This window comes from Actinoplanes sp. OR16, assembly GCF_004001265.1.
Taxonomy (GTDB): Bacteria; Actinomycetota; Actinomycetes; order Mycobacteriales; family Micromonosporaceae; genus Actinoplanes.
On the sequence record NZ_AP019371.1, the window covers coordinates 3,677,585 to 3,701,576 of the forward strand.

Annotated in this window: 21 protein-coding genes and 1 tRNA gene; 15 read left to right on the plus strand and 7 right to left on the minus strand. The window is 70.4% G+C overall.

Translation table 11 applies throughout. The features are described from left to right. Window positions 1-175: 175 nt before the first annotated feature. On the minus strand, window positions 176-1,360 hold the full coding sequence (locus EP757_RS17120) for a CdaR family transcriptional regulator (protein ID WP_127547240.1): 1,185 nt from the start codon (window positions 1,358-1,360) through the stop codon (window positions 176-178). Between the two features lie 268 nt (window positions 1,361-1,628). Between EP757_RS17120 and EP757_RS17125 the strand changes: the two genes are divergently transcribed. Together EP757_RS17125 and EP757_RS17130 are read left to right on the plus strand one after the other, a co-directional pair. Continuing rightward, entirely contained in the window at window positions 1,629-1,871 is a 243-nt protein-coding gene (locus tag EP757_RS17125) for a hypothetical protein (RefSeq protein ID WP_174262407.1), read from the plus strand. 80 nt (window positions 1,872-1,951) lie between these two features. Next, complete coding sequence (locus tag EP757_RS17130; RefSeq protein WP_127547244.1) at window positions 1,952-2,545, plus strand: TetR/AcrR family transcriptional regulator; 594 nt, start codon at window positions 1,952-1,954, stop codon at window positions 2,543-2,545. Here the strand turns inward: EP757_RS17130 and EP757_RS17135 are convergent. From EP757_RS17135 to EP757_RS17155, 5 genes are all read right to left on the minus strand, one after another. After that, window positions 2,472-3,107 (minus strand): hypothetical protein, encoded by a 636-nt coding sequence (locus EP757_RS17135; protein WP_232050550.1) that lies wholly within the window; start codon window positions 3,105-3,107, stop codon window positions 2,472-2,474. The genes EP757_RS17130 and EP757_RS17135 overlap by 74 nt on opposite strands. 236 nt (window positions 3,108-3,343) lie before the next feature. Further along, window positions 3,344-4,750, minus strand: coding sequence for a glutamate--tRNA ligase (gltX, locus tag EP757_RS17140; RefSeq protein ID WP_127547246.1), 1,407 nt, complete (start codon window positions 4,748-4,750; stop codon window positions 3,344-3,346). A gap of 22 nt (window positions 4,751-4,772) precedes the next feature. Beyond that, the gene (locus tag EP757_RS17145) at window positions 4,773-6,884 is read right to left on the minus strand and encodes a methyl-accepting chemotaxis protein (RefSeq protein ID WP_232050551.1); all 2,112 of its coding nucleotides are present in this window, start codon (window positions 6,882-6,884) and stop codon (window positions 4,773-4,775) included. Between the two features lie 81 nt (window positions 6,885-6,965). Beyond that, window positions 6,966-9,704: a pyruvate dehydrogenase (acetyl-transferring), homodimeric type gene (aceE, locus tag EP757_RS17150; RefSeq protein ID WP_127547250.1), complete on the minus strand. Its 2,739-nt coding sequence runs from the start codon at window positions 9,702-9,704 to the stop codon at window positions 6,966-6,968. A 207-nt stretch (window positions 9,705-9,911) separates the two neighbouring features. Beyond that, on the minus strand, window positions 9,912-10,316 hold the full coding sequence (locus EP757_RS17155) for a YjbQ family protein (protein ID WP_127547252.1): 405 nt from the start codon (window positions 10,314-10,316) through the stop codon (window positions 9,912-9,914). Window positions 10,317-10,508: 192 nt separating this feature from the next. Between EP757_RS17155 and EP757_RS17160 the strand changes: the two genes are divergently transcribed. The 5 genes from EP757_RS17160 (at window position 10,509) to EP757_RS17180 (ending at window position 15,022) form a co-directional block, all read left to right on the plus strand. After that, window positions 10,509-12,749: a transketolase C-terminal domain-containing protein gene (locus EP757_RS17160; RefSeq protein ID WP_127547254.1), complete on the plus strand. Its 2,241-nt coding sequence runs from the start codon at window positions 10,509-10,511 to the stop codon at window positions 12,747-12,749. Window positions 12,750-12,848: 99 nt separating this feature from the next. Beyond that, window positions 12,849-13,280, plus strand: a complete 432-nt coding sequence (locus tag EP757_RS17165) for a DUF3052 domain-containing protein (RefSeq protein ID WP_127547256.1) — start codon at window positions 12,849-12,851, stop codon at window positions 13,278-13,280. A 66-nt stretch (window positions 13,281-13,346) separates the two neighbouring features. Further along, window positions 13,347-13,814 (plus strand): peroxiredoxin, encoded by a 468-nt coding sequence (locus EP757_RS17170; RefSeq protein ID WP_127547258.1) that lies wholly within the window; start codon window positions 13,347-13,349, stop codon window positions 13,812-13,814. A gap of 19 nt (window positions 13,815-13,833) precedes the next feature. Continuing rightward, window positions 13,834-13,905: transfer RNA gene (locus EP757_RS17175), tRNA-Val, on the plus strand. A 262-nt stretch (window positions 13,906-14,167) separates the two neighbouring features. After that, window positions 14,168-15,022 (plus strand): hypothetical protein, encoded by an 855-nt coding sequence (locus EP757_RS17180; protein WP_127547260.1) that lies wholly within the window; start codon window positions 14,168-14,170, stop codon window positions 15,020-15,022. A 134-nt stretch (window positions 15,023-15,156) separates the two neighbouring features. Here the strand turns inward: EP757_RS17180 and EP757_RS17185 are convergent, their stop codons facing one another. Further along, window positions 15,157-15,801 carry a bifunctional DNA primase/polymerase gene (locus tag EP757_RS17185; RefSeq protein ID WP_127547262.1) on the minus strand — a complete coding sequence of 215 codons (645 nt, stop codon included), beginning with the start codon at window positions 15,799-15,801 and terminating at the stop codon, window positions 15,157-15,159. Window positions 15,802-16,046: 245 nt separating this feature from the next. Between EP757_RS17185 and EP757_RS17190 the strand changes: the two genes are divergently transcribed. The 8 genes from EP757_RS17190 to mctP all read left to right on the plus strand — a co-directional run bounded on the left by EP757_RS17190 (window position 16,047) and on the right by mctP (window position 23,900). Beyond that, a complete protein-coding gene (locus EP757_RS17190) occupies window positions 16,047-17,273 on the plus strand; it encodes a helix-turn-helix domain-containing protein (RefSeq protein WP_127547264.1) in 1,227 nt (408 codons plus the stop codon). A 16-nt stretch (window positions 17,274-17,289) separates the two neighbouring features. After that, a complete protein-coding gene (locus tag EP757_RS17195; protein WP_127547266.1) occupies window positions 17,290-17,874 on the plus strand; it encodes a flavoprotein in 585 nt (194 codons plus the stop codon). Between the two features lie 19 nt (window positions 17,875-17,893). Next, window positions 17,894-18,724 carry a Nif3-like dinuclear metal center hexameric protein gene (locus EP757_RS17200; protein WP_370457830.1) on the plus strand — a complete coding sequence of 277 codons (831 nt, stop codon included), beginning with the start codon at window positions 17,894-17,896 and terminating at the stop codon, window positions 18,722-18,724. Continuing rightward, complete coding sequence (locus EP757_RS17205; protein WP_127547268.1) at window positions 18,721-19,455, plus strand: zinc ribbon domain-containing protein; 735 nt, start codon at window positions 18,721-18,723, stop codon at window positions 19,453-19,455. The genes EP757_RS17200 and EP757_RS17205 overlap by 4 nt, the downstream gene beginning before the upstream one ends. Next, the gene (locus EP757_RS17210) at window positions 19,413-20,564 is read left to right on the plus strand and encodes a bifunctional RNase H/acid phosphatase (protein ID WP_127547270.1); all 1,152 of its coding nucleotides are present in this window, start codon (window positions 19,413-19,415) and stop codon (window positions 20,562-20,564) included. Before EP757_RS17205 ends, EP757_RS17210 begins: the two co-directional genes overlap by 43 nt. A gap of 80 nt (window positions 20,565-20,644) precedes the next feature. Beyond that, window positions 20,645-21,925, plus strand: a complete 1,281-nt coding sequence (locus tag EP757_RS17215) for a glycoside hydrolase family 18 protein (RefSeq protein ID WP_127547272.1) — start codon at window positions 20,645-20,647, stop codon at window positions 21,923-21,925. 122 nt (window positions 21,926-22,047) lie between these two features. Continuing rightward, window positions 22,048-22,254, plus strand: coding sequence for a DUF3311 domain-containing protein (locus tag EP757_RS17220; protein ID WP_127547274.1), 207 nt, complete (start codon window positions 22,048-22,050; stop codon window positions 22,252-22,254). Next, entirely contained in the window at window positions 22,251-23,900 is a 1,650-nt protein-coding gene (mctP, locus tag EP757_RS17225; protein ID WP_127547276.1) for a monocarboxylate uptake permease MctP, read from the plus strand. The genes EP757_RS17220 and mctP overlap by 4 nt, the downstream gene beginning before the upstream one ends. Window positions 23,901-23,992 lie beyond the last annotated feature (92 nt).

Below are 23,992 nucleotides of genomic sequence, written 5' to 3' on the forward strand. Positions count from 1 at the left end.
TGACTCTTCCGGATCGGGGGAGGTTCGGGGGTTGCTGGGCGCGACGAAACCCTACGATGAGGTTTGTAGGAAACCTACAAGCCGGTCGCAGGACTGCGATACTTTAGCCCGTTTTGACGCGAAGGTGTAATTTTCTGGCGCGACACGGTCTGCTGGGGTAACGAGGCCGGAGCCCCTAGGCGGCGGGGTCGAGCCGCCCGATCGTGAGCGCCATCCGCAGCGCGAACCCGTCCCGGCCGTCGAACGGCGAGAGGGCGGTGACCTCGGCCACCCGCTTCAGCCGGTAGCGCACGGTGTTCGGGTGCACGTAGAGCGCGCGTGCCGCACTCTCCAGTACCCCGCCCGCCGCGAAGAACGCATCAAGCGTCTCGACGAGTCCGCCACCGGCCCGGGCCAGCCCGCCCCAGACCTCGTTGCGCAGCTTGCGCCGGGCGTCCAGGTCGCCGGCGAGCACCCGCTCCGGCAGCAGGTCGTCGGCGGCCACCGGGGAGGGCGCGCCGGGCCACGCCGGCGCGGCGCGGAACCCGTTCAGCGCGGCCCGGGCCGACTCGGTCGCCTGGTCCAGCGAGGGGACGGCCGGGCCGACCACGACCGGGCCGTCGCCGAAGCTGCCGTCCAGCGCCCGGGCGGTGGCGACCGGGTCGGTGGCGCCGCCGGCCACCACGACCAGGCGGTCGCCGTGCACCCCGCCGATCACCTCGAGCCGCGCCCGGCGGGCCGCCCGGTAGACGCTGTGCAGCACCGCGGTGATGTCGCCGCCCGGGGAGCGGCCCACCACGACGGTGACCGGCGGGGCGTCGGTCCAGCCCAGGGCGGCGGCTCGGCTGGCGAGCACGTCCGACGAGTCGCCGCGCAGCAGGGCGTCGACGAGCAGGGCCTGCAGGCGGGCGTCCCACGCGCCGCGGGACTCGGCGGCCCGCGCGTAGACCCGGGCGGCCGAGAAGGCGATCTCCCGGGAGAAGCGCAGGATCGCCTGCAGCAGCGCGCCGGTCTCGCCCTCCTCGGCGAAGCTCGGCACCTCGGCCTCGGCGACGTCGATCGTCACCTTGATCAGCTGCACGGTCTGGGTGAGCGTGATGGCCCGGGCCAGGGCGCGCGGCGCGGCGGCGAAGACCTCGTCGGAGATCTCCTGCGTGCTGGCGGCGACTGTCGCGCCGGAGCTCAGCCATTCGACGAGCGAGCGGACGCCGGCCTGGGCGACGAGCATCACCCAGGAACGCTGGTCCGCCGGGAGTGCCCGGAACCAGGGCAGCGTCTCCTCCATGCGGGCCACTGCCGAACTGGCCAGGGCCCCGGCATGCCGCTCGATGCGCCGCAGAGTTCCGGGCGCGAGCGGGTTGGTGGTCGTGCTGTCTGCCACACCGCCAGCGTGACACGAGCCGGAGGGTGTCACGCTTGCGGACGGCGACACGCCGGGCCGCGGGTCCGGCAAGGGATTTTCAGGCGCTTTTGTGACTTTTGTCCGGTGTAGCGGTGCGCCTCTCCCACGATTCCGGTCGGTGACCTGGCATCGTGTCGGACTAGTGCGGTCCGGCCGGGGGGTTAACACCGGGCTCTGCGGTGCCGATGAAGAAGCGGTGCCGGGAAAAGCTGGTGTTGGTGTCGAGGACGCGGATCGAGGAGGCGAGATGATGGAACGGGACGACGCGTCGACGCGTGCCGACGGCGATCCCGTCCTCGACGACATGCCGGTGCCCGCACCGGTCGACGAGGAGCCGATCGCGGAGGCGGGTTCCGACCTGGACTCCGGATCGGGACGGGTCGGTTGCCGTACCGAACTGCGCGGGTGGGCCGGCGCCCATCTGCACGGCGCCGTGCGCCCGAGGCGGCGTGCGGCAGGCCGGGGGCGGCCACCGGGCCGCTGGTGCTGACAACCCCGAAAGGGTGAGTGCGGGTCCGGCCCGGGCGAGTTGTGCCCGGACCGGACCGCCGTACTGGTCAGCTAGGTGCGGTGGACGACAAGAGACGGCTGATCCTGGACCAGGCGCTCGCTCTCGTGGACGAGCGTGGTCTCGCCGCGATGTCGATGCGGGCCGTCGCCGAACGGGTCGGTCTCACCTCGATGGCCCTCTACCCGTACGTCGGGGGCAAGGACGCGCTGCTGGACGGCCTCGTCGACCTGCTCAATCTGGAGCTGGAATCCACCGGGACGAACGAGGAGAGCGGCTGGCGTGACCGCTTCCGGGCTCTGGGCCGGGCCGTCCGCGCCCTGGCCCAGCGGCACCCGAGCGCCTTCCCCCTGCTGCTGAACAGGTCGGCGGACGGCGCCTCGGCAGCCTGGCTGACCGCCGCCCTGCGGGGCGTCCTGCACGACGCCGGGGTGCCGGACGCCGAAGTGCCGCGTCTGGGCCGGATGATCTGCGCGTTCCTTCTGGGTTACGCCACCGGGGAGGCCACCGGCGGGCTGCCGGCGGACCAGGGCCCGGACGACTTCGACGCCGATCTCGGCGACCTCGTCAGGCTGATCGAGATCAGATCCGGCGGCGGATCAGGAACGCCATCCCGGCCAGACCGACCAGGATCACGACCAGAACCGCGCCGTTGAGCAGGAAGAGCCTGCGGACCTCGGTGAAGACCTCGCCCATGCTCTCCACCGGGTCGACGTCGGCCTTCAGGTCCTCGCCGACACCGCCGCCGATGCCGCCGTGCACGACGTCGGGCTTCGCCTCCAGCGGCGCACCGGAGAGGCGCAGCGACTCGGACATCGAGAGCCGGCCGTAGAACCAGCCGGCCGACTTCTTCCCGGACGGCTGCTTGGCCGGGCGGTAGGCCCGCGGGCCACCGGCGGCGTGCGGGTAGAGGTCGTAGACCAGGCTCGGCGCGTCCTTGACCAGGAGGGTCAGGGTGAACTTGTCACCGAGCTTGTCGTTCTTCGGCGCCGACGTCTGCGGCCGCGCGGCGGCCAGCCAGTCGACCTCGGTGAGCAGCATCTCGAAGGTCCGTGGCTCGTCGGCCTGCCGGACCACGATGGGATCGCTGATCCCCTTGCCCTTGATCTCGACCGCGCTCGGCTTGTCGTCCTTCTTCGGCGCGGCGTGAGCCGCCGTCGTGACGCCCAGCGACAGGATCACGGCCATCGCCGCTGCCGCCAGTCTGGTGATCTTCATGCGCACCGTCCGACCTCCCCCGCCCGGTCCCGTCCGCCTACAGCCTTCCTGGATGACAGCCCGGCCGCATCTGGAGGCAGGGTGAATTCGAGCCATCTGGGGGGACGGTGGGACGGCCAATGATCAGCGGCCGAATAGTACCTAGTCCCCGCAACGCGTGGGGGCGGTGGTCACCCGGGTGGATCGCATTCGGCGGGCGGCTCTGGCGTGCCGCCCGCCGGATGCGGTAGAAGTCGTCAGAGACGGGCGCGAGCTGCGGAAAGGCGCGCCAGCGTGCGCTCCCGGCCGAGCGCCTCGAGCGACTCGAAGAGGGGCAGGCCGATGGTACGGCCGGTCGCCGCGACCCGGACCGGCGCCTGAGTCTTGCCCAACTTGAGACCTCGCGCCTCGCCCACCTGCTCGAGGGCGGCCTTGAGCGGCTCGGCCGACCAGTCGGTGAGCGCGGCGAAGGCGGCGGCCGTCGCGTCCAGGATGTCGGCGGCGCCCTCCTTCATCGCCTTCGCCCAGGACGCGTCGTCGGTGACCGGCTCGTCCAGGAAGAGGAAGTCGACGTACTCCACGATCTCGGAGAGCACCGCGATGCGGGTCTGCGCGAGCGGGGCGATCGCCGCGAAGACCTCGGTGTCGAAGGCGTCCGGCGACCACGGGGGAGCGGCGATCGTGTCGGTCCCGGTCAGCCACGGCGCGCAGACCTGGGTGAACTCATCCGGGGTGAGCGCCCGGATGTACTCCCCGTTGAACGCGCGCAGCTTCTTGATGTCGAAGAAGGCCGGGGCGTGGTTCACGTCCTCGATCCGGTACTCCTCCTCGACCACCGACCACGGGACGATCTCCCGGTCGCCGGTGGGCGACCAGCCGAGCAGCATCAGGTAGTTGCGCATCGCGGCGGCGAGGTAGCCCTCGTCCCGGTACGACTCGAGGGCGACCTTGTCACGCCGTTTGGACAGCTTTTGCCGCTTCTCGTTGACGATCACCGGGACGTGACCCCAGACCGGCGGGGTGACGCCGAGCGCCTCCCAGAGCAGCTGCTGCTTCGGCGTGTTCGGCAGGTGCTCCTCGGCCCGGAACACGTGCGTGATCCCCATGCTCATGTCGTCGACCACGTTGGCCAGCAGGAAGACCGCCGAGCCGTCGCTGCGGGCGATGACGAAGTCCTCGATCAGCTTGTTCTCGAAGGTCGGCTTGCCGCGGACCAGGTCGACCACCACGGTCTCGCCCTCGTCGGGCGTGCGGAACCGCAGCGCGCGGCCCTCGCCCGGGCCGAGCGCCCGGTCCCGGCAGAAGCCGTCGTAGCCGGTGTGCGTGTTGCCGGTCCGGGCGACCACGTCCTCGCGCTTGCAGTCGCAGTAGTACGCCTTGCCCTCGCCGTAGAGCCGGGTCGCGGCGGCGGTGTGGTCGGCCGCGTAGGAGGACTGGTAGTAGGGGCCTTCGTACGTCCCCCGCTCGATCCCGATCCAGTCCAGCGCCGAGATGATGCCCTCGGTCCACTCCGGCCGGTTGCGGGCCGCGTCGGTGTCCTCGATCCGGAGCACGAAGACACCGTCGTGCTGCTTGGCGTAGATCCAGTTCTGCAGGGCCGAGCGGGCGCCGCCGACGTGGAACATGCCGGTGGGAGAGGGTGCGAAGCGTACGCGAACAGTCACGAGCCCAAGACTACCGATCCGCTCAGACGGTGAAGCGCCCGACCAGTCCGGTGAGCCGCTGCGCGGTGGCGCTCAGCTCGTCGGCGGCCGCGTGCGCCTCCGCCACCGAGCGCCTGGTGCCCTCCATCGCGCCGCTGACGGTCCCGATGCCGTCGGCGATGTCCCGGCTACCGGTCGCCGCCTCGGCGATGTTCCTGGCCATCTCAGCGGTCGTGGCGGCCTGCTCCTCGACGGCCGCGGCGATGGCCGTCTGGAAGTCGTTCACCTGGCCGATCCGCTCGGAGATCGCATCGATGGCGCTGACCGCCCGGGCGGTGTCCGCCTCGATCGCGGCGACCCGGCTCGTCACGTCCTCGGTGGCCCGCGCGGTCTCCTGGGCCAGCTCCTTGACCTCGCCGGCGACGACCGCGAAGCCCTTGCCGGTCTCGCCGGCCCGGGCCGCCTCGATGGTGGCGTTCAGCGCGAGCAGGTTGGTCTGCTCGGCGATGTTGGCGATCAGGCGGACCACCTCGGTGATCGCCGTGGTGGAGGCGCGCAGCTCGTTGATCACACCGGCCGCCGCCGCGGTCAGGCCCACGCCGTCCCGGACCGCCTGCGCCGCCTCCTGCGCGTTGTGCGAGATCTCGGTGATCGAGGTGCCCATCTCCTCGGCGCCGGCCGCGACGGTCTGCACCACGTGCGACACCGTGTCGGCGGAACTGCTCACCGTGCCGGCCCGGTCGGCGGCCGTCTCCGAGGCGGTGGAGAGTTCCCCGCCGGTGGCCGCGACCCGGCGCGCGGTGCCGCTCACCTCGTCCGAGGCGCCGGTCACCTCGCGCATGACGGCCCGCAGCTCGGTGGCCGCGGTGTTCAGCGCGGTGGCCGCCTCGCCGATCTCGTCGCGGCCCTTGTCGTCGACCGCCACGGTCAGGTCGCGCCCGGCCAGCCGCCGCAGCGCCGCGGTGAGCCGGCTCAGCCGCCCGGAGAGCCGGGCCGCCTGGAAGTAGGCGACGGCCGCGCCGACCAGCGCCAGCAGCACGGCGGCGATCACGAACGCGGTGAGCATCGTGCTGCGGCCGTCCCGGACCACGGCGATCGCGGCCTCGGCGTCCGCGTCGTACCCGCCGACGGTGACCGCCCACTGGTACGGCGCGTAGTACGCCACCGTGGTGGTGGTGTCACCGGCCGCCGCGCCGGTCGCGCCGGGCAGCTGGTACGTCGTCCGCCAGGTGGCGCCGTCGTCGGTCAGTTCGGGCGCCTTGGTGACGATCTCCTCGACGTACCTGGTCCCGTCCGCGTCGGTGGCGTCCAGCATGGTGGTGCCGGCGACCCCGTCCAGGCTGGAGGCGATCACCCGGCCCTTGTCGGCCGCGAGCGTGCTGTAGACGGTCACCCAGCCGTTCTGGCCGACCTGCTGGGAGGCGATCGCGTCGGTGAGGTTCGCCAGGGCGTCCGCCTGCGGCACACCGACGAAGAGAGCGCCGACCACGTCCCCGGAGGAGTTCTTGATCGGGTCGTACGCGGTGACGTACCAGGTGTCGACCACCTGGGCCACGCCCCGGTACGACTTGCCCGACTTGATCGCGGCGGCCACCGCGTTCGCCTTGCCGTCCGCGCCCACGGCCGGGATGTACGTGCCGATCGCCCGGTTGCCGGTCTTGCCGCGCACCGTGGTGGCGACCCGCAGCAGGTCGCCGGCGGTGTTCATCCGCTGGAAGAGGGTGACCGCGCCGCCGACCAGCTCCTGCGCGTCGTCGACGAACGGGGTCCCGGTGTCCGGGTCGGTGTTCTGGCCGAGCCAGCGGCCGTCCACGGTGACCCGGGGCAGCTTCACCGTGGTCTTCTCCTGGCTGACCTGGTTGGTCGCCGTCCAGGTGGCGGTCCGGGACGCGAGGCGCACGCCGCCGCGCTGGTCGAGCAGCCCGGTGGCGCTCGTCATGCCGACGTCCACGCCGTGCTGCACCTCGTCGCCGACGGTGCCCACCAGCGTGGTCACCGAGGAGGTGGTGCGGTCCAGCTCCGCCTCGTTCTGCTTGAGCACCTCCGCGCGGGTGTTCTCCGCGAACGTGCTGCTCTGCCAGGCGCCGACGATGACCAGGACGAGCGCGGTCACGAGCACACTGCCGAGCCCGAGGATGAGTAGCTGCTGGAGCATGCGAAGGCGCATATCCGGCTGATCGACACTTCCGGGGCGATACTGAGGCGGCCCGCCGCATTCGCGACGGGCCGCCCTTTCTCAGCTGTCGCCGCCGGTCTCGCCCACCGGCGCGGCGTTGACGTCGTCGATGGCGTACTTGCGGGCGGCCTCGGCCGGCACGTGCTTCGCCACCTTGCCGCGCAGCGCGAGCTCGCGCAGCGTGGCGACGGCCACCGACTCGCCGTCCACGTGGAAGTGGCGGCGCAGGGCGTGCCGGGTGTCGCTCATGCCGAAGCCGTCGGTGCCGAGCGAGGTGTACCCGTTCGGAACCCAGCGGCTGATCAGGTCGGGGACCGCGCGCATCCAGTCGCTGACCGCGACCGACGGGCCCTCGGTGTTCTCCAGCTTCTGCTGGATGAACGGCTTGCGCGGCTCGTCGCCGGCGTGGAGCAGGTTGTGCTCCTCGGCCTCGATGGCGTCCCGGCGCAGCTCGGTCCAGGAGGTGACCGACCAGACGTCGGCGCTCACACCCCAGTCCTGAGCGAGCAGCTCCTGGGCCTTGAGCGCCCAGCGCATGCCGGTGCCGGAGGCGAGCAGCTGCGCCTTCGGGCCGTCGGTCGCCGGGCCCTCGGCGTACCGGTAGATGCCCTTGAGCAGGCCTTCCACGTCGACGTCCGCGGGCTCGGCGGGCTGTACCGCCGGCTCGTTGTAGATCGTCAGGTAGTAGAAGATGTTCTCCTGCTTCTCGCCGTACATGCGGTGCAGGCCGTTCTCCATGATGTGCGCGATCTCGTACGCGAACGCCGGGTCGTACGCCACCACGGCCGGGTTGGTCGCCGCGATCAGCAGCGAGTGCCCGTCCTCGTGCTGCAGGCCCTCACCGTTGAGCGTGGTCCGCCCGGCGGTGGCGCCCAGCAGGAAGCCGCGGGTCATCTGGTCGGCGGCCGCCCAGAGCTCGTCGGCGGTCCGCTGGAAGCCGAACATCGAGTAGAAGATGTAGAGCGGGATCATCGGCTCGTCGTGCGTCGCGTACGACGTGCCGGCGGCGATGAAGCTCGCGGTCGAGCCGGCCTCGTTGATGCCCTCGTGCAGGATCTGGCCGTTCGTCGCCTCCTTGTAGGACAGGAACAGCTCCCGGTCCACGGAGGTGTAGGTCTGGCCGTGCGGCGAGTAGATCTTCTTGGTCGGGAAGAGCGAGTCCATGCCGAACGTGCGGGCCTCGTCCGGGATGATCGGCACCCACCGGGCGCCGAACTCCTTGTCCTTCATGAGGTCCTTGAGCAGGCGGACGAAGGCCATCGTGGTGGCGACCTTCTGCTTGCCGCTGCCCCGCTTGACGTCGCCGAACGCCTTGGAGTCCGGTATCTGCAGGACCTTGGACTTGGTACGCCGGCTCGGGACGGATCCGCCCAGGTCACGCCGGCGCTGCATCATGTAGTCGAACTCGTCGGACTTCTCGCCGGGGTGGTAGTACGGCGGGAGGTACGGGTTCTCCTCGAGCTGCTTGTCGCTGATGTCCAGGTAGAGCCGGTCCCGGAAGCCCTTGAGGTCGTCCAGGGTCAGCTTCTTCATCTGGTGCGTCGCGTTGCGCGCCTCGAAGTGCGAGCCCAGCGTCCAGCCCTTGATCGTCTTGGCGAGGATCACGGTCGGCTGGCCGGTGTGCTCGGTGGCCGCCTTGTACGCCGCGTAGAGCTTGCGGTAGTCGTGGCCGCCCCGCTTGAGGTTCCAGATCTCGTCGTCGGTCATGCCCTCGACGAGCTTGCGGGTGCGCGGGTCACGGCCGAAGAAGTGCTCGCGCACGTACGCCCCGGACTCGCCCTTGTAGGTCTGGTAGTCGCCGTCCGGCGTGGCGTTCATCAGGTTGACCAGGGCGCCGTCGGTGTCGGCGGCGAGCAGGGTGTCCCACTCGCGGCCCCAGACGACCTTGATGACGTTCCAGCCGGCGCCGCGGAAGAACGATTCAAGCTCCTGGATGACCTTGCCGTTGCCGCGGACCGGGCCGTCCAGGCGCTGCAGGTTGCAGTTCACCACGAAGGTGAGGTTGTCGAGCTCCTCGCGGGCGGCCAGGCCGATCGCGCCGAGCGACTCGACCTCGTCCATCTCGCCGTCGCCGAGGAACGCCCAGACGTGCTGCTGGCTGGTGTCCTTGATGCCGCGGTTCTGCAGGTAGCGGTTGTAGCGCGCCTGGTAGATCGCGTTCATCGGGCCGAGGCCCATGCTGACGGTCGGGAACTCCCAGAAGTTCGGCAGCAGGCGCGGGTGCGGGTACGACGGGAGACCGCCACCCGGGTGCGACAGCTCCTGCCGGAACCCGTCGAGCTGGTGGGTGGTGAGCCGGCCCTCGAGGTAGGCACGCGCGTACATACCGGGGGAGGCGTGACCCTGGAAGAAGATCTGGTCGCCACCGCCCGGGTGGTCCTTGCCACGGAAGAAGTGGTTCATGCCGACCTCGTAGAGGCTGGCCGACGACGCGTACGACGAGATGTGACCGCCGACGCCGATCTCCGGGCGCTGCGCGCGGTGCACCAGCATCGCGGCGTTCCACCGGATGTACGCCCGGATGCGCCGCTCGACGAACTCGTCACCGGGGAACCAGGGCTCGCGCTCCGGCGGGATGGTGTTGATGTAGTCGGTGCTCGTCAGTGGCGGAACGCCGACCTGTCGCTCCCGGGCCCGCTCCAGCAGGCGCAACATCACATAACGGGCTCTCTTGGCGCCGCGTTCGTCGATGACTCCGTTGAGCGACTCGACCCACTCGTTGGTTTCTTCGGGGTCGATGTCGGGAAGCTGGCTCGGCAGGCCATCGCTGATCACCGGGCGCTTGCGCTCCGTGGCCACAGGCAATCCTCTTGGTTGAGTGTCGTTTACACCGGGCGACCTAGGTGGCGATTCGCTCGGTCAGGAACTCCATCCTGCCCCCTTTCGGTGGGCCTCGTCACGCCTACCCGACGTGTCAGCGATGTGCGACACGTTTACTGACCAGTAACTTTTCGGTGATCAGTGTGAGCGCTCGGATGGTTTCCGCCACCGTCCGGGGTGCACAACTCAGCCGGGCAGGAAGGAGAAACGCACCTGGCGGATCGGGTTGTCGCCGTTCGGATCGACCAGGCAGATCGACTGCCAGGTGCCGAGCGCGATCCGGCCGCCGATGACCGGCAGGGTGGCGTACGGCGGGATCCAGGCGGGCAGCACGTGGTCCCGCCCGTGGCCGCGGGAGCCGTGCCGGTGCTGCCACTTGTCCTCGGCCGGCAGCAGGTCGTCGATCGCGGTGAGCAGATCGTCGTCCGAACCCGCCCCGGTCTCGATGATCGCCAGGCCCGCGGTGGCGTGCGGGACGAAGACGTGCAGCAGGCCGTCCTGCTCGGCGGCGACGAACCGCTCGGCCTCGCGGGTGATGTCGTGCACCACCGGGGTGCTGCCGGTCCGTACCGTGATCGTTTCGCTGCGCATGGTCTATGTATATAGATCGAGCAGCAGGAACAGCCCGCCGGTCCCGGTCAGCCAGCACAGGCACAGCGCCAGCCGCGCGGTGGCCCACCTCATGATCATGTCCTGAGTACACCACCGTCCCGAGGGCACGCACGCAGAGATCGACACGCTTGATCGGCCGTTGTCCATTGGCAGGGTCACCGGCATTCGGGAATGCTGAATCGCGTGACCACCCCGCAAAACCTCGACGAGCGGTTCCGCGATGCGGTCTCGGCCCTGCGACCACCGGAGGACCGGCGCGACGCCGGCGATCCGATCCGCGAGGGCAGCACCCTGACCGGCGCCCGCACCCGGGAACTCTTCGACGCCCAGCTGACCGCCCGCCACCTCGACCTCGCTGCCCGATGGCTGCGCAGTTTCAACGAAGGTTTCGCCACCACCGGTTCGGCCGGGCACGAGGGCGACGCCGCGGTCGCCGCCGCCGTGCGCGGCGACGACCCGGCGCTCCTGCATCAGCGATCCGCGGCCTTTTATTGCGTACGGGCGGCCGACCGTGCCGGCGCGGCCGGCGGCGATCCGTCGCGTCTGCTGGAGGAGGCCGCCCGGGACGTGCTGCGCGGCGTCGTCGCCTCGGTCCGCGACCCGGGCGCCGGTGGCCGCGACAAGATCCTCGGCAATCCCGACCTGCATCTGCTCCCGGCGATCTCCACACCCGGCGGGCACCTGCCGAGGGCGGCCGGACTGGCGCGGGCGCTGTCCCGGGCCGGGTCGGCGCCCTGGCCGGAGGACGCCATCGTGGTGGCCTCCTTCGGCGACGCCGCCGCGAGCAGCCCGGCCGCTGCCGCCGCGTTCGAGATGGCCGGCCGGGCCGGGGCCGAGGGGCGGCCCGCGCCGCTGCTGCTGATCTGTGCGGACAACAGCGCCGACGCGACCGGCGAGGAGAACTGGGTCGCGACGCTGCTGCGCGGCCGGCCCGGGGTGCGCTACGCGTTCGCCGACGGGTACGACCTGGCCGCCGTCCACGCCGCGGCCGTCGAGGCCGCCGAGTTCGTGCGCGCCGAGCGGCGGCCCGCGGTGCTCCGCCTCTCCGCCGTCCACCTGCTCGGCCAGGCCGGCGAGCCGGAGACCGGTCCCGACCTCTCCCGCGACCCGCTGGTCGGCACCGCCCGGCTGCTGGTCGAGGCCGGGTTGCTCGGCCCGGACGACGTGATCACCCGGTACGACGAGGTGGGCTGGCAGGTCCGCAAGGCCGCCGAGGAGGTGCTCGGTGAGCCCAAGCTGGCCTCGGTCGGCGAGGTCGTGGCGCCGCTGGCACCGCGCCGCCCGCTGCGCGTCTCGCACGCCGTGACCGAGATCGCCGACCGGGCCGCCGGGCCGGGCGCCACCGCCCGTGCCGAGGCCTTCGGCGGCCGGCTGCCCGAGCAGGCCGGTCCGATGACCCTGGCCCAGGCGATCAGCGCGACGCTCACCGACGCGCTGGTGGCCGACCCGTCGGTGATCGTGCTGGGCCCGGGCGTCGTCGCGGGCGGCCCGCACGGCGTCACCACCGGGCTGCGTGAGCAGGGCGGCGACCGGGTGCTGGACACCCCGCCGGACGCGACGGCGGTCCTCGGGCTGGCCCTGGGCGCCGGCACCGCCGGCCTGATACCTGTGCCGGAGATCACCGGACTGGCCGCCCTGCACACCGCGGCCGAGCAGCTGCGGGTGGAGGCGGCCGGCATGTCGCTGCTCTCCTCGGGGTCGTACAGGAACCCGATGGTGCTGCGCGTGCCCGGCCTGGCTCAGCCGCTCGGGCTCGGCGGGCACCTGGCGAACGACAACTCGCTCGCCGCGCTGCGCGACGTGCCGGGGATCGTGGTGGCGGTGCCGTCCCGGGCCTCCGACGCCGCGCCGATGCTGCGTTCCTGCCTGGCCGCGGCGGCGGTCGACGGGACGGTCAGCGTCTTCCTCGAACCGGTGGCGCTCTACCAGACGAGGGACCTCTATCAACAAGGCGACAGCGAGTGGCTGTCGCCCTATCAGGAGCCCTCGGCGTGGTCCGGTGAGCACGTCCCGATCGGCCGGGCGCGCATCTACGGACTGGGCACGGCACAGGATCTGACCATCGTGACGTACGGCAACGGAGTGCGAATGTCGCTCCGTGTCGCCGCCCAGCTCGCCGCCGACGGGTACGGTTCCCGAGTGGTGGATCTTCGCTGGCTGAACCCGTTACCCCTCGCTGACCTGGTGCGCGAGGCCTCGGCGACCGGCCGGGTGTTGATCGTCGACGAGACGCGCCGCTCCGGCGGGGTCGGCGAGGGCGTCCTCGCCGCTCTGGTGGACGGGGCTTTCGTCGGATCCGTTCGCCGGGTCGCCGCCGCCGACGCCCCTGTTCCACTCGGTCCCGCTGCTCAGCAGGTCCTGGTGGGAGAGGATGCCATCACACAGGGTGCCCACACCCTGCTGGCGCGGTAAATTGCCACACACTCGGTGCGCCACTTGCGCATGGAGCCCAGAGTGTGTGGACTACCCCAAAGGTTTTGGGGGCTTCTCACGGCTAGGAGGATTTGGACAGTGAGCGCGACCGCGGGTCAGGCCGACGGCGTACGCAGCCTGGCGGACCGGTTCGGCTTCGAGCCGAGCATGGTGGTCATGGAGATGGGTTACGACGAGGACGTCGACGAGGATCTCCGTGATGCCCTGACCGAACGCGTCGGAGATTTGGTCGACGAGGACACCGATGAGGTGGTCGACGCGGTGCTGCTGTGGTACCGCGACGGCGACGGTGACCTTTTCGAGCTACTCACCGATGCTCTCGGCCCTCTCGCCGACAACGGCGTGGTGTGGCTGCTGACCCCGAAGGCGGGCCGTGACGGCCACGTCGAACCGAGCGAGATCAGCGAGTCGGCTCCGACTGCCGGTCTGCAGCAGACGTCGACGGTGAACGCCGGCAAGGACTGGACGGGCGCACGCCTCGTCTCTCCGCGGGGCGCCAAGAAGAAGTAGCTCGCTGTTCCACCTCGCGATAGGTCGGCGTCCGTGGCGGCGCCGGCCCTGATTAGGCTGGGCACCATGCCGATCGAGGTGGGCCGGCTCGCGCCGGACTTCGTCCTGAAGGACCAGAACAATCAGGAGGTCCGGCTCGCCGGCTTCCGCGGGCGCAAGGCGGTCCTGGTCGTCTTCTACCCCCTGGCGTTCTCTCGTCGCTGCCACGGCGAGCTCACCGAGGTGCAGGAGAACCTGGGGGCGTACGCGAACGACGACGTCCAGGTGCTCACCGTCAGCGTGGACTCGGTCTACAGCCATAAGGTCTGGGCCGAGCAGGAGGGCTTCACGTTCCCGCTGCTCGCCGACTTCTGGCCGCACGGTGAGGTCGCCCGCTCCTACGGCGTCTTCGACGAGGCCAGAGGCTTCGCGAACCGAGGCACCTTCCTGGTCGACGCCTCCGGCATGATCCGCTTCGCCGAGATGAACGGTCCCGGTGAGGAACGCGACCAGGACGCCTGGCGGGCAGCCCTGGCGGCACTCAGGTTAGGATGACCACTCCGGTTTCACAGCCGGGCGCGTAGCTCAGTGGGAGAGCACTCGCCTTACAAGCGAGGGGTCGTAGGTTCGAAACCTACCGCGCCCACACGAGACGGCGGAGTCTGTCTGCGGGACGCGCAGACCTAGGCCTCGCGTCATGCCTTCTCCGCAGGGCCGAGCCCCCGGACACCCCGCGAACACAACGGCAACCGGTGTGCACCGATTCTCGTCTCATGGCCGCCGGCCCGGCACCGATTCCTCTGGTACCTGCGGGAAGAGACCGCGGGCGGGTGGGTCTCGGCCGGTTTCCCCTTGGCGGTCGGGGCCCACCCGGACATCGGTGATCAGGCGGAGGACGAGCCGTGGGCATGGAATTGCACGTCGGCGTGGACTCCGAGAAGACGGTTGTTTCGGCGTACCCGCTGAGGAGCCGCAGCGGTCGCATCCGCCGGACCCGCGTCGGGACGCTGGTGGAGACCTCGCCGTGCGCGCCGAGCGGGCGGACCTTGGAGCAGCGGGTGGTCTTCGCGGCCCGGGTCGCGCTGCCGCTGCTGTTCGTCAGCGCTGTCGCCGCCGCCTTCGGGTTCAGCTGGTGGCTGGCCGCCGCCGGAAGTGCCGGGCTGGTCGGCTACGTGTGGCGCCGGCAGGCCCGAGCCGCGCAGATCGCCGCCTTCGCCGTGCCGCGCGACGAGGCGCTGCCTCAGGCGGAGCGGGCGCGGGTGCTCTGGACCGCTGCCGAGCGGACCGCCTTCGACGGCGCGCTCGCCTCCTCGCGTCGTGTGCGGGCCACCTGGCCGGCGCTCGCGGGCATGGTCGATCCGGTCCTGGCCGACCGTTCGCTGACCCGCGCCCTGGACGAGCTCGCCACCGTGCTCGGCCGCCGTCAGGAGCTGCGCCGCCTGCGCGCCGACCTGAGCGGCGTCGAGGTGGCGGACATCCCGGTGGACAGCCCGGCGCGAGCCGCGGTGATCGAGCAGGCCGAGCGGGCCGACGCGCTGTGGCGGGAGACCGGCGCGGCAGCCGACCGCATTCTCGCGAGCATCGAGACGGCTGCCCGCGCGGGCGAGAGCTTTCTGCGCGAGCGCCAGGTCGCCGCGACTGCCCGGTACGCCGAACGCACGCTCGCCCGGGTCACCGGAACCCCGGCCGCCGCCGAGAGCGGACCGGAATTGGCCGACCGCACCGAGGCAGTGATCGCCGCCTACCGCGACCTCGCCGTCTGACCGTCCCGCGACAGGACCGGGCGCGGGTCACTCCAAAGAGTGACTCGCGCCACAGGCCGTGAAGTATTACCTTGTCGAATGACATGTGTCCACATGCCTGCGCCCGCCGAACCGTCCGCTTCCGGCGACGACGGTCAGGCCGCGCGGCGCGATGTGGACAGTTGCCGTGGCACGAGTGGGTGCGTGCGAGCGAGGCCGGTCCCGGCCGCCTCGGCGAGCTGAGCCTGTACCCGTTCGGAGTCCGGCAGTCGCCATCCGGCCTGTTCGGGCGGGACGGTCCAGCGGACCGGTCCGTCGGGCAGGCGGTTCGGCGGCGCGGGGATCCACGAGCCACGTCCGTGCCGGAGCACGTCGAGCCGGCGTTCCAGTTCGGGGCGGAGCGGACGGCCGGGGCTCACGAAGAACATCCATCGACCGGCGCCGGTGACCGCGACGGGTCCCGAGGTGGATACCTCGCGGCCCAGGACGGCCGGCACTTCGAGCACGTCGAAGCCCACTCCGGTGGGCAGCAGGACGGTGTGCGCCCGGCGGCGCCACCAGCCGGCGATCCGGACCGGATCGCCGGTGGCGGATTCGGCCCAGGAGTCGAGCGCCGGGTGGCACCCGGTGATCGGGCAACCGGGGCGGCCGCAGTGGAATCGATCCCCGGCGAGGTACGCGCCGGGTGTCACGTCCCAGCCGTGCGCCGCGTATCGCAGCGCGGCGCGGCGGAGGCGCACGCGGTCGAGACGATCGAGGAGCGCTGGTGGGACGAACGGCTGACGGCTGGTCCACTGCATAGCTCGATGCCCCCCGGATCCGGGATTCTGGCCGTTGTCGCGGGTGGGACGGCCGTATCCGACGACGATGAACGTCGTTGGGCCGGTCAGATCCACCCTTTGCAAGTTGCATCGAAAACTACGAGCATCGGTGAGCAGGCGATCACACACGCTGTGCGATCTGTGCACACGTGAGCGGTCCACACTGCGAGTGACACCGGATGGCTCACCGGCGGATGGGCCGCCGGGTGAGTGGGGGAGGCACCGTGGACGAGCTGCCGATCGGCCGCCGCGTCGCCTATTGGCGTGGCCGACGAAAGATGTCCCAGCAGGTCTTTGCCGACCGGCTGGGCAAATCCAAGAGCTGGGTCGACAAGGTGGAGCGGGGAGTCCGCCGGCTCGACAAGTTCTCGGTCGTGTACGACATCGCGGACGTGCTCCAGGTCGATGTCCAGCTACTGCTGGGCAAGGAGGTGGAGCGCAAACCGGAGACGCAGAACTGCATCGACCAGGTAGAGGTCGAGGAGATTCGTGCTGCTCTGGAGCGATATGACCAGATGAGTGCTTTCTTCCAGGCGGTGCCACATTCACCGCCGCTGGCGGAGATGCGCAAAGCGGTCAGCCACGCGTGGCTGACGTACCAGCACGCGAAGTACGGCGTGCTGGCCCGGGCGCTGCCGAAGCTGCTGCGTGACGCGCAGGCAGCGGACAGCGCGCATGCGAACAGCGACGAGGCGCCGGCGGCTGCGCACCTGCTCGGGCAGGTGTACCAGATCGCCAGCTCAGCGCTTCGCAAGGTGGGGGAGCACGAGCTCTCCTGGCTCGCCGCGGACCGCTCGATCGCGGTCTCCCAGCGGGCCGGCGACCAGCTGCTCGCCGGGCTGGCCAGCTACCGGGTGGGAAGCGCCCTGCTCGCGCTCGGCCGGGTGCGGCCGTCGCTCGAGGTGAACGTCAACATCGCGAACCGCCTGGCCCCCGGGCCCGAGCGGCCCCGCGGGGAGCAGCTCTCGGTTTACGGGATGCTGCTGCTCAACGGCGCGATGTCGGCCTCCCGGATCGGCGACGCCGCGACCGTGCGCGACCTGCTCAGCGGCGCCGACCAGGCGGCGCTCGAGCTGGGTGGCGACTTCAACCACTACTGGACCAGCTTCGGGCCGACCAACGTGCAGCTGCACCGCTGCGCGACAGCGGTCGAGCTCGGGGACGGCCGGTTGGCGGTCGACACGCACGAGCGGATGGACAAGGAAGGGTTCAACGCCATGCTCCCGGAGCGGCGCGCCCATCACTACCTGGACATCGCTCGGGGCTACACGCAGATCGGCGATGTGGAGAGAGCCGGCGAGATGCTGCTCGAGGGCGACCGGCTGGCCCCATCCGAGATCCGCTGCCGTCCGCTTGCCCACGAAGTGCTTTCCGACGTGCTCCGGCGTACCCGTGGCACGCCACCGGCTCCGATAGCGGAGCTGGCAGAACAGATGGGAGTCGGCGTATGAGGTGCGATAGGCCGTGATGACCGGTAACCCCTCACCCGGTGTGCTGTACGTGCTCGTGTGCGGTTCACCGATGGCCCGGGACGTCGGGATCCTCGTCACCCTCGCTCAGAACGAGGGCTGGGAGGTCTGCGTGGTGACGACCCCGGACGGCCGCAAGTTCGTGGACGTGGCGGCCCTGCAGGCGCAGACCGGGCACCCGGTCCGCTCCGACTACAAGAGTCCCGGCGACCCCGACGTGCTGCCGCAGCCGGACGCGATGATCGTCGCGCCGGCCACGGTCAACACCGTCAACAAGTGGGCCGCCGGGATCACCGACACCCTGGTGCTGGGCCTTCTGGTCGAGGGGTACGGCTACGGTGTGCCGACCGTCGTGGTCCCGTACACCAACAAGATCATGGCCCTGCATCCGGCCATGCACGAGAGCCTCGCGAAGCTGCGGGACTGGGGCGTGCACGTGCTCTACGGCGAGGACGTCTGCCGGCTGGGCGGCCCGGGGCAGACCGATCGATTCCGCGGGCAGTTCCCCTGGCGGCGTGCTCTCCAAGCGGTGAGTCCGGTCGGGGCGGGCAGCAGCAGAGTCGAGCCTGGGGCGGTTTCCTAGCCATATAGAGTTGGCGGTCGTGACCGTCCGCACCTTGGTTGAAGCGCTCGACGCGCGTTACCCACGAGACTGGGCTGAATCCTGGGATCGAGTGGGGCTGGTGCTCGGCGATCTCGACCACGCGGTCTCGCGCGTCCTCTGCGTCGTCGACTGCGTGCCGGAGACCGTCGACCAGGCTCTCGCCGTCGGCGCCGACCTGGTCGTGGCGCACCACCCGCTGCTGCTCAAGCCGGTGTCGTCGATCGCGCCCGACACGTACAAGGGCCGGATCATCCACCGGATGATCAAGGCCGACGTGGCGCTGTACACCGCGCACACGAATGCCGATGTGGCGAACCCCGGCGTCTCCGACGCGCTCGCCGCGCGCCTCGGCCTGACCGCCCTGCGCCCGCTCGTGCCCGCCGAGGGCACGGCCGCGGGCGAGGGGCGGGGCCTGGGCCGCATCGGCGAGCTTCCGGAGCCGCTGACGCTCGCCGCGCTCACCCGTCTCGCTGCCGACCGGCTCCCGGCCACCGCCGCCGGGGTGCGCGCCGCGGGCGACCCCTCGCAGGTGATCAGCACGGTCGCGGTCTGCGGTGGCGCCGGCGACTCGTTCCTGTCCGTCGCGGCCCGTTCGGGCGCCGACGCGTACCTCTGCGCCGACCTGCGTCACCATCCGGTCAGCGAGCATCTCGCGAGTGGTGGTCCGGCGCTTCTCGACGTCGCACACTGGGCGAGCGAACGCCCCTGGCTGGACGACGTCGCATCCTGGCTGCGCGCCGATCACGGCATCGATGTGGTGGTGTCCGACCTCGACACCGACCCCTGGACCATTCATTCCGCTTTCGAGGAGAAGGAGAACCACTCGTGAAGGCCGCCCCGGAAGCCCAGCGTCGCCTGCTCGACCTGCAGGGCATCGACACCGCCCTGGCCCAGCTCGCGCACCGCCGCAAGTCCCTGCCCGAGCTCGCCGAGATCGACGCCGTGGCGCGGGAGATCTCCGCGCTGGAGGACGAGCGGGTCCGCGCCCAGGTCGTCGTCGACGACCTGGACCGGGACATCAGCCGGCTGGAGAAGGACATCGAGCAGGTCCGGCTCCGCAAGGACAAGGACCAGAAGCGCCTCGACGGCGGTGGCTCGCTCCGGGAGATGGAAGGCCTGCAGCACGAGCTGACCTCGCTGAACCGGCGGCAGTCCGAGCTGGAGGACGCCGAGCTCGAGCTGATGGAGCAGAAGGAGACGGCGGAGGCCAAGCTCGCCGAGGTGCAGGGCCGGATCTCGGCGGCGGTGACCCGGCGGTCCGAGGCCGAGCGCAAGCGTGACGAGGCGTACGACGAGATCACCAAGGAGCAGGAGTTCAAGACGGCGGCGCGGGTGCCGCTCTCCGCTGACCTCCCGGCCGATCTGGTCACCCTCTACGACAAGATCCGCACGGAGAGCGGGCTGGGCGCGGCGCTGTTCCGGGCCGGGCGCTGCGGCGGCTGCCGGATCGAGCTGTACGGCGCGGACCTGAACAGGGTGAAGACCGCACCGGCTGACGAGGTGGTCCGCTGCGAGGAATGCCGGCGGATCATGGTGCGTACGTCGGAGTCCGGTCTGTGAGCCTGCACGTCATCGTCGAGGCCGACGGCGGATCCCGGGGCAATCCGGGGCCGGCCGGGTTCGGCGCCGTGGTCAAGGAGGCGGCCACCGGCGAGGTGCTGCTGGAGCGGTACGACTCGGCGGGCGTGACCACGAACAACGTCGCGGAGTACTCCGGCCTGATCGCCGGCCTGCGCGCCGCCGCCGAGCTGAACGCCACGCGGGTCGACGTACGGATGGACTCGAAGCTCGTCATCGAGCAGATGTCCGGCCGCTGGCAGATCAAGAACGCGGGTCTGCGGCCGCTCGCTGCCGAGGCCGCCACCCTGGTCGGCAGGTTCGACGAGGTGACGTTCGACTGGATTCCGCGGGAGCGCAACAAGGAGGCGGACGCCCTCGCGAACCGGGCCATGGACGAGGCGGCCGGCAAGACGCCCCGGGACCGGGTCGAGCGGGAGGTCGTGACCCCGGCCGCCGCGGCGCCGAAGTCGTGGGCGCCGCCCGCTCTGGAGAACGCCACCCGGATCGCCCTGGTCCGGCACGGCGCCACCCCGTTCACGGCGCAGGGCCGCTACTCGGGTCGCGGCGACGTGCCGCTCACCGACGAGGGCGAGGCGCAGGCGATGGCGGCGGCCGGCCGGGTCGCCGGGATCTTCCGGGATGTGGAGGCGGTGCTGTGCTCGCCGCTGGCCCGGTGCGTGCGGACCGCCGAGTTGATCGCCGCGGAGGCCGGTGGCGTGCCGGTCACCGTGATGGACGACCTGATCGAGTGCGACTTCGGTGACTGGGAGGGCAAGACCTTCGCCGAGGTGCAGGAGCGCTGGCCTGCGGAGATGTCGGCGTGGCTGGCGTCGACGAGTGTGGCGCCGCCGGGTGGGGAGTCCTTCCAGGCGGTGGCCAAGCGTGTGCGGGCGGCCATGGCGACGGTGCTCCGGGCGTACCCGGGAAAGGCTGTTGTGATCGTCTCCCATGTCTCACCGATCAAATTGATCCTGCGGGACGCGCTCGCGGCGGGCGACGCCTTCCTGCACCGCCTCTTCCTCGACGCGGCCGGGGTGTCCACGATGGACGTCTGGCCGGACGGGAACATAGCGGTGCGAACCGTCAACGAGACCGCTCATCTTCGATAGATAGATATTGACCCTGCCAGGGCGGACGTTTAGCTTCCTCAATTAGGAAACTTTCTTCAACGTTTCGCCCTGGAGGGCTCATGCGCGGTTTATCCCGTCGCCTCGTGGCCGTGGCGGCCGCCGCCGCGTCCGTCGTGGCAGCGGCACCGTCCCCTGCACAGGCTCACGGATCCTCGAAAAAGCACGTCGCGGTCGCCTACTTCACGCAGTGGGGGATCTACGGCCGTGACTTCCAGCTCGCCGACGTCCAGCAGTCCGGAGCGGCGGCGCGGCTGACCCATATCAACTACGCGTTCGGCCCGGTCACCGCGGACGGCGTCTGCGCCTCGGCGGACCCATGGGCGGACTGGCAGACGACGTTCTCCGCGGAGAACAGCGTGGACGGCGTCGCCGACGTCGCGGGCCAGCCGATCGCCGGCAACCTCAACCAGCTCGCCGAGCTCAAGAAGAAGAATCCCGGGCTGCGGCCGCTGATCTCGCTCGGCGGCTGGACCGGATCGGCGCACTTCTCCGACGCGGTCCTGACCGACGCGTCCCGGAAGAAGCTGGTCAGCTCGTGCATCGACCTCTGGATCAAGGGGAATCTGCCGGGGCTCGCGCCGGGTGCCGCCGCCGGTATCTTCGACGGCATCGACCTGGACTGGGAGTGGCCGGGGTCGGCGGGCAACGTCGGCAACGTCATCCGGCCCGAGGACAAGCAGAACTTCACTCTGCTGCTGGCCGAGTTCCGGTCGCAACTGGACAAACTCGGCCGGGCCAAGCGTACGAAATATGATCTGACCGCCTTCATCCCCGCGGCTCCTGCCAAGATCGACGCGGGCTTCGAGGTCTCCAAGATCTTCAAGTACCTCGACTTCGGAACCGTGCAGGGCTACGACTTCCACGGCACGTGGGAGGCGACCACGAACCAGCAGTCCGCGCTGCGGGTGCCCGCCGGTGCTCCCGACAACCCGGACTTCTCGGTCGAGAACACGATCAACGCGTGGCTCGCCGGTGGTGCGCCGAAGAAGAAGCTGGTGCTCGGCGTGCCCTACTACGGCCAGGGCTGGACCGGGGTCAGCGGTGGCGGGGACGGCCTGTTCCAGCCGGCCACCGGGCCCGCTCCCAGCGTCTTCGGCGGTGGGACCGAGGACTGGAAGACGCTGAAGAACCTGCCCGGTTTCACCGTTCACCGGGATCTGCGGAACGGGCACGCCTGGCTCTTCGACGGGACGACCTTCTGGACGTACGACGACCCGGCCGTGCTCCTGCAGAAGTCGCTCTACATCCGGGCCAAGGGTCTCGGTGGAGCGATGATGTGGTCGCTCGACGGTGACGACGCGAAGGCCTCACTCACGAAGGCCATCACTGCGGCACTGTGATCGGTTTCTTAGCGGGGGTGCGCCGTTCGGCGCACCCCCGCTATCTTTCGGCGCATAGGGGATCGCCCGATCGACCGATGTCTCGTTAACGTGACTGAAATCACCGTCGACGGGAGAAGCTCATGGACCGTCCCCGTACCGATAAAAGTCCCTGGAACTGGCTGCTGATCATCCCGATCGTGGTGCCGCTGCTGACGTTCCTCTACAACCACGACGAGCCGCGGTTCGCCGGCTTCCCGATGTTCTACTGGCTGCAGTTCGCCTTCATCCTCGTCGGCGTCGGCACGACGACCCTGGTCTACCAGATGACCAAGAGGAGTCGGCGATGAGCGATCACATCACCGAGATCGTCATCTTCACGACCCTGTTCCTGCTGGTCAGCGGAATGGGATTCGTGGCGTCACGGTGGCGGGCGCCGAAGGACATGGCTCACCTCGACGAGTGGGGCCTGGGCGGGCGCAGCTTCGGCGGGTGGGTCACCTGGTTCCTCGTCGGCGGCGACCTCTACACGGCGTACACGTTCGTCGCCGTACCCGCGCTGATCTTCGGAGCCGGGGCGGCCGGGTTCTTCGCGGTGCCCTACACGATCATCATCTACCCGCTGTTCTTCCTGATCCTGATCCGGCTCTGGTCGGTCTCGCACCGCCACGGCTTCGTCACCCCAGCCGATTTCGTACGCAGCAGGTTCGACTCGCCGACGCTCGCCCTGGTCATCGCGATCACCGGGATCGTGGCGACGATGCCGTACATCGCCTTGCAGTTGATCGGCATCGAGGCGGTCCTCAAGACCATGGGCGTCACCGGGGACAGCCCGATCGCCCGGCATCTGCCGATCATCATCGCGTTCGCGATCCTGGCGGCGTACACCTACCAGTCCGGCCTGCGGGCGCCCGCGCTGATCGCGTTCGTCAAGGACACGCTGATCTACATCGTCATCCTGGTGGCGGTGCTCTGGTTGCCGTACAAGCTCGGTGGCTGGGGTGCGATCTTCGACGCCGCGGACGCGAAGTTCCAGGCGTCACCGGCGCCGAACGACGGGATCCTGCTCAACGCCAACAATCAGCTGCAGTACATCACCCTGGCGCTCGGCTCGGCGCTCGCGCTGTTCCTCTACCCGCACAGCATCACTGGCGTGCTGGCCAGCAAGAACCGGGATGTGATCAAGCGGAACATGTCGGCGCTGCCGGCGTACAGCTTCCTGCTCGGCCTGATCGCGCTGCTCGGCTACATGGCGATCGCGGCCGGGGTCAAGCCGCTGCCCGGCGCCAAGCCCGGCAGCGCGGACAGCAACACGGTCGTGCCGCTCCTCTTCGACCAGCAGTTCCCGTCCTGGTTCGCCGGCATCGCCTTCGCCGCGATCGGGATCGGCGCGCTGGTCCCCGCCGCGATCATGTCGATCGCCGCGGCGAACCTCTTCACCCGCAACATCTACAAGGAGTACCTGCGCAAGGACGCCACTCACGCTCAGGAGGCGTCGGTCGCGAAGATCACCTCGCTGGTCGTGAAGATCGGCGCGGTGGCCTGCATCGTCTTCCTCGACCCGCAGTTCTCCATCGACCTCCAGCTCATCGGCGGCGTGATCATCCTGCAGACCGCCCCGGCCGTGGTGATCGGCCTCTACACCCGCTGGCTGCACCGCGGCGCTCTGGTGGCCGGCTGGGCGGCCGGCATGGGCCTCGGCTTCTGGATGCTCTGGCAGATCCCGAACGCCGCGACCGGCCGGGCGCACTTCGGCGGCTCGGCGTTCCCGCTGTCGGAGTTCGGCTTCGACACGTCGCGGACGATCTACGTCGGGTTCGTGGCGGTGATCGTCAACCTGCTGGTGGCGGCTCTGGTGACGGTGATCCTGCGAGCTTCCAAGGTCCAGGAGGGTACGGATCACACGGCACCCGACGACTATCTGGCCGACGAGGGTGATCCGCGCATCGAGAAGCACCGTGACGAGACGACGGTCGGCACGGCGTCGTCGACGTGATTCTCCGGGGCCGGCCCTCGGGTCGGCCCCTCACTTCCTGAATCGGAGCTTCGCTCGCGTCTCTTCCGGTAGCGTCTGTCCCAAGAGTCGCC